Annotated in this window: 7 protein-coding genes; 5 read left to right on the forward strand and 2 right to left on the reverse strand. The window is 58.6% G+C overall.

Annotation, left to right across the window (positions count from 1 at the left end; all coding sequences use genetic code 11):
- Together PKC81_RS14300 and gatC are read right to left on the reverse strand one after the other, a co-directional pair.
- The coding region (locus PKC81_RS14300; protein WP_324337241.1) for an amidase at nucleotides 1-403 on the reverse strand (403 nt) is incomplete at its 3' end.
- Between the two features lie 138 nt (nucleotides 404-541).
- Nucleotides 542-829 carry an Asp-tRNA(Asn)/Glu-tRNA(Gln) amidotransferase subunit GatC gene (gene gatC / locus PKC81_RS14305; RefSeq protein ID WP_324337243.1) on the reverse strand — a complete coding sequence of 96 codons (288 nt, stop codon included), beginning with the start codon at nucleotides 827-829 and terminating at the stop codon, nucleotides 542-544.
- 140 nt (nucleotides 830-969) lie between these two features.
- Between gatC and PKC81_RS14310 the strand changes: the two genes are divergently transcribed.
- The 5 genes from PKC81_RS14310 to PKC81_RS14330 all read left to right on the forward strand — a co-directional run.
- Nucleotides 970-2,082, forward strand: a complete 1,113-nt coding sequence (locus PKC81_RS14310; protein WP_324337244.1) for a DUF3089 domain-containing protein — start codon at nucleotides 970-972, stop codon at nucleotides 2,080-2,082.
- A gap of 135 nt (nucleotides 2,083-2,217) precedes the next feature.
- Nucleotides 2,218-2,682, forward strand: a complete 465-nt coding sequence (gene ruvX / locus PKC81_RS14315) for a Holliday junction resolvase RuvX (RefSeq protein ID WP_324337247.1) — start codon at nucleotides 2,218-2,220, stop codon at nucleotides 2,680-2,682.
- Between the two features lie 26 nt (nucleotides 2,683-2,708).
- Nucleotides 2,709-3,266 carry a hypothetical protein gene (locus tag PKC81_RS14320; RefSeq protein WP_324337249.1) on the forward strand — a complete coding sequence of 186 codons (558 nt, stop codon included), beginning with the start codon at nucleotides 2,709-2,711 and terminating at the stop codon, nucleotides 3,264-3,266.
- Nucleotides 3,267-3,301: 35 nt separating this feature from the next.
- Nucleotides 3,302-4,297, forward strand: a complete 996-nt coding sequence (locus PKC81_RS14325; RefSeq protein ID WP_324337251.1) for an aspartate carbamoyltransferase catalytic subunit — start codon at nucleotides 3,302-3,304, stop codon at nucleotides 4,295-4,297.
- Nucleotides 4,294-5,293: dihydroorotase (locus PKC81_RS14330; protein ID WP_324337254.1), on the forward strand; the 1,000-nt coding region annotated here is incomplete at its 3' end. The genes PKC81_RS14325 and PKC81_RS14330, both read left to right, overlap by 4 nt.

The following is a 5,293-nucleotide window of genomic DNA, read 5'->3' on the forward strand; positions in this document are numbered from 1 at the left end:
TCTCGTTCGACGAACCCATGGCGAACTGGTCAAGGTTGAGCTTGCCCAGCATCCCTGCCCCGGCCTTCCACAAATTGGCCGAAACGGTCGATTCGTAGGTAGGAACAAAGCCTTCGAGAATGTGGCTCGCGGCGGTGGTCTGCACGCCTTCGGTGGCGAACAAATCCTTCATGCCGATGGGAACGCCGGCCATCTTGCCCAGCGGCTTGCCAGCAGCACGGTCAGCGTCGACGGCCTTTGCCGCTTCGATGGCCTTTTCGGGCGTTTCGACGATGAAGGCGTTGAGGACTTTTGCCGCCGCGACATTAGCGTTGAAGGCTTCGGCCACTTCAACAGCGGTGAATTCGCCATTAGCAACGCCAGAGCGGATGGTAGCTACGCCGAGTTTTGTTAAATCTGTCATATCAAATCCACCGCAGGGCTGAGCCTGTCGAAGCCCGCGTCTCAGTATTGCGCCATGCCTTGAAGCGCCCTTCGACGGACGCAGCCGCGATGCGGCTGCTGCTCAGGGCTACGGTAATGGTTGAACGGTCGCTGTCCATCACTCAATTACCTTCGGCACGCCAAAGAAGCAGCCTTCGCGGGCGGGCGCATTGGCGAGCACCTTTTCGCGGACATCGCCGTCAGTGACGACATCGTCGCGCAGACGCAAATGATTGGGGATCACGGCGGTCATCGGTTCGACGCCGGTCACGTCCACCTCACCCAATTGTTCGACCCAGGCGAGGATGCCGTTCAGCTCCCCGACCATCTTGTCGGCTTCTTCGTCACTGATCGCAATGCGGGAGAGCCGCGCGATCTTGTTCACGGTATCTTTATCGACTGACATGTGGCAGCCGCTAGCATTGTGCAGTCGCAGCATCAACCGCCAAAGCTGCGCTTTTCAGCCTGCGTTCAAATATCCGGTGCTATTTTATACCAATTCGCTAAATGCCGCCCAAAGACTGAAACAAACGGATATCCCAAAACGTGGCCCGCAAATTCCTTTACCTTGTCGCCGCCATCATCACGCTGGTGATCGCGGGCGGCTTCGTTGTCCGCATTTATGAAAAGGAACTCACCGAGTTCGCTTTCGTGCCGACGACCAAATTTGAAGAACAAAAGGCGTTTGCCACCAATAAATATGACGATCCCGCCATGTGGTTCGCCCGTGGTCGGAATGGGGCGGAGAGCGTAACGAGCTGGCAACCGGTTGGCGCAGAGAAGATAGAAGTTCCGGGACCCGCCGCGATCTTCTTCATTCACCCGACCTCCTATATGGAAAAGTCGCACTGGAATGCGCCACTGGACGATAAGCTGTCACAGGAACGGGCAAAGCTATTCCTGCAAGGGCTCGCCTCGCCTTTTGCCGCTTCTGGCGAAATCTGGGCGCCGCGCTATCGCCAAGCCGCCATTGGTGCCTTCCTGACCGATAGACCTGAGGGGCAAAAGGCGCTCGATGCCGCTTACAAGGACGTCTTGTTGGCGTTCGACGATTTCGTGGCCAAGGTTCAGAAAGACCGCCCGATCATCCTCGCCGGGCATAGCCAAGGCGCTCTGCACCTGACGCATCTTTTAAAAGACCGTGTCGCGGGCAAGCCGATCGCCAAACGTATTGTTGCGGCTTATGCGGTAGGCTGGCCGGTCTCGATCGAAACCGACCTGCCCGAAATGGGTTTGTCCGCATGCACCTCACCCGACCAGACCGGATGCATATTAGGATGGCAGAGCTTTGCCGAACCGGCTGAATATGAGCGTATCCTGAAAGTCTACGACGCCACCAAGGGCTTTAATGGCCAGTCCCGCGCCAACACCGCCATGTTGTGCACCAACCCGCTGACCGGCGGGGCAGCGGCAGAGGCTGGCGTTGAGGCCAATCTCGGTTCGCTCAAGCCATCGGACGACATGAAGACGGGCGAGTTGATCAAAGCTGCAGTCCCTGCCCGCTGCGACCAGCGCGGCTTCCTGTTGATCGGCGACCCGCCTGAAATCGGCCCCTATGTGCTGCCGGGCAACAACTATCATGTTTACGATTATCCGCTGTTCTGGGCGAATGTCCGGGCGGATGCCTTGTGGAGGGTGCAGAAATTTCTGGCGCGGTGAGCTTCACTCAACCCGTCATACCAAAACTTCGTCACCCCCGCGAACGCGGGGGTCCACCACCGTCGGATGAAATTTCAACGGCGGGTGATCGATTCCCGCTTTCGCGGGAATGACGAATTGTATTAGTGACAAGTGATGTCCGTCATCACAACCTCCGCTCTGGAATTTCGCGACGCGTTGCCTGAAGGCGGGGTGCTGATCGGGCTTGATGTCGGCAGCAAGACCATCGGCACCGCCTTTTGCGACGCAGGCTGGAGCTTCGCCTCCCCCGCCGATCTTATCACGCGGAGCAAATTCGCCAAAGACAAAGCGTTGTTGCAGGCAGCGATCGCCACCCGCCCGACCGCAGGCATCGTCATCGGCCTGCCGATCAACATGGACGGCAGCGAATCTCCGCGCAGCCAGTCGAGCCGGTCCTTCGCGCGCAACCTGCTCGACCTTGGCCTGCCCATCCTGCTCTGGGACGAGCGATGGTCGACCGCTGCGGCCGAACGTTTCATGATAGAAGCCGACCTGAGCCGCGCCAAACGCGCCGAACGGATCGACAGTGCCGCCGCGGCGCATATCTTGCAGGGTGCGATTGATGCGTTGACGATTTAGGAAGAAATGATAGCCATGTAGTTCTTATGGCAGTCAATATTTTTGAAGATATCGTCAAAACTAGCCTTCAAGCGCAAGGCTATTTTGTTATGGAAAACGTATCGTTCGCACTTCCTGAGAAGATAAAAATCGACGAACGATATAGAACTGGCGCCTCCGATATTGATTTGGTTGCCGTTAAACCCCGCTCACCCAATGAACCAGTCTTAGTGGTCAGCTGCAAAGGCCGCGAACTTGATGCAGGTGCTGCAGCGGATGCTATACTAAGTGACGGCTTGCTCTGGAATAAAGCAGCATGGAAACATTTTCGAGAGCTGGCGGTGGAAGAATGGGCGACTGCTCTGAAACATCGGGTTCGAGCCCTCTCAGGTCGTAGCGATGTTCAACATGTAACGGCGGTTACAAAAATCATCGGCGACCATACAAAATGGCGTGAAAACGAAACATTCAAAAAGCGTATGGGTGGCAACTCGCTCAAACTCTGGGATCTTCAGCATGTTGTGAGAAACCTCCAAGATCCAAATAACCTTCCACACCAGAGCAGCTCCGTCACTCAGATGATCAGGTTATTCAAAGCATCTTGAGTAACGAAGCCAACCCGCCTAAGGCACTGGCTTTAATGACATCGCCATCAACAGCTTCACCGGGCCGCTTTCCAGCAGGTTCCGCCGCCTTCCCACACCGGCATTTGCTGGGCATCGCAGGGCTACAACCCTGGGAAATCGAGTTCATCCTGGCGGAAGCCGAACAATGGGTTGCGCTCAACCGCTCCGGCGCCACGAAACGCGATGACCGGTTGCGCGGATTGACCATAATCAACGCCTTTTTCGAGAACAGCACCCGCACGCTGCTGTCGTTCGAAATTGCGGGCAAGCGCTTGGGCGCGGATGTCGTCAACATGCATGTCGCACAATCGAGCACCAAAAAGGGCGAGACGCTGATCGATACTGCGATGACGTTGAACGCGATGCGTGCCGACGCCATCGTCATCCGCCATGCCAGTTCAGGCGCGGTCGACCTGATCTCGCAAAAGGTCGATTGCCCTGTGCTCAATGCGGGCGACGGCACGCACGAGCATCCGACGCAGGCCTTGCTAGACGCTTTGACCATACGCCGTCGGAAGGGGCGTATTGACGGTCTTGTGGTCACCATCTGCGGCGACATCCTGCACAGCCGCGTAGCCCGTTCCAACATGATCAGCCTGACGACCTTAGGTGCACAAGTACGCGTTGTTGCGCCCCCGGCCCTGATGCCCGAAGGCATCGCCAGCTTCGGCGTTGAAGCCTTCAATAGTTTCGATGCCGCTCTACCCGGCAGCGATGTCGTGATGATGCTGCGGCTGCAGAATGAGCGGATGCAGGGTGATTTCATCCCCTCCCCGCGCGAATTTTTCCATCTCTACGGCCTCGACTCGCGGCGGCTGGCGCTGGCCAAGCCCGATGCGCTGGTCATGCACCCCGGCCCGATGAACCGCGGCGTGGAAATCGCCAGCCACATCGCCGACGACATAGAGCGCTCCGCCATCACCGAACAGGTCGAAATGGGGGTCGCCGTGCGCATGGCCTGCCTCGACATATTGACGCGAAGGGCGCGCGGCGTGGAGGGCTGGTCATGAGCGGTACCAATATCCTCGGCGGTCAGGTCATCCTCCCAGGCAAGACAGCGCCTGAAACCGCGCACCTCCATGTCTCGGGTGAGCGCATCGAACAGGTTGGCAAAGCCGATCCGCTTGGCGAACGGATCGACGCAGAAGGTTTGATTGTCGCACCCGGTATCATCGATCTTGGTGTGTTCGCGACCGACAAACCCGCTTTCCGCTTTGGCGGGATCACCCGCGCCGCCTTGATGCCCGACCAATCGCCGGTCCATGATGACCCGGCCACGATCCGTTTTGCGGGTCGCAAGGGCAAGCCCGATTTCTGGGTCCACCCCCTCGCCGCGGCAACCAAGGATCTCGATGGCCAGCATATGGCCGAGATTGCACTCATGAAGGATGCTGGAGCACTGGGTGTTGCGACCGGGCGGCGCTGGATTGCCGATTCGGGGGTGATGCTGCGGCTGATGCGCTATTGCGCGATGCTCGACATGCCGCTGTTTGTGCATAGCGAAGATGCCGGCCTCGCTGGCAATGCGGTTGCGACCACCGGCCTCAATGCGACGCTGTTGGGCCTACCCAGCGCATCGCCCACAGTTGAAACCTTGGCGATCCAGCGCGATCTGGCCTTGGCTGCCGAAAGCGGCGTGCAGTTGCATTTCCGACAGGTCACCACCGCTGCCGGACTGGACCTGATACGCACAGCCAAGGACAAGGGTGTGAAAATCACTTGCGGGATCACGCCTGCCCACCTGTTCCTCTCGGACACGGCGTTGACCGGTTTCCGGACTTTCGCCCGCCTCTCCCCACCTTTACGCAGCGAAGAGGACCGTCTGGCTTGCATCACCGCAGTTGCCGACGGGACAATAGATGTCATTTCCTCCAGCCACGACCCGCGCGGGCCAGAGGACAAGCGCCTGCCCTTCGCGGATGCAGCACCGGGAATGGCGGGTGCGGAAACTTTACTCGCGCTGGCGCTTAAACCCCGCCGCGGACGCCACATTTCTCTGGGGCGCC

It is taken from the genome of Sphingorhabdus sp., assembly GCF_035329025.1.
GTDB lineage: Bacteria > Pseudomonadota > Alphaproteobacteria > Sphingomonadales > Sphingomonadaceae > Sphingorhabdus_B.

What these genes read in the sequence shown, in the direction of transcription:
- PKC81_RS14320 (WP_324337249.1), top strand. Translation starts at nt 2,709, where the DNA reads ATGGCAGTCAATATTTTTGAAGATATCGTCAAAACTAGCCTTCAAGCG.
- ruvX (WP_324337247.1), top strand. Translation starts at nt 2,218, where the DNA reads ATGTCCGTCATCACAACCTCCGCTCTGGAATTTCGCGACGCGTTGCCT.
- gatC (WP_324337243.1), bottom strand. Translation starts at nt 829, where the DNA reads ATGTCAGTCGATAAAGATACCGTGAACAAGATCGCGCGGCTCTCCCGC.
- PKC81_RS14325 (WP_324337251.1), top strand. Translation starts at nt 3,302, where the DNA reads ATGACATCGCCATCAACAGCTTCACCGGGCCGCTTTCCAGCAGGTTCC.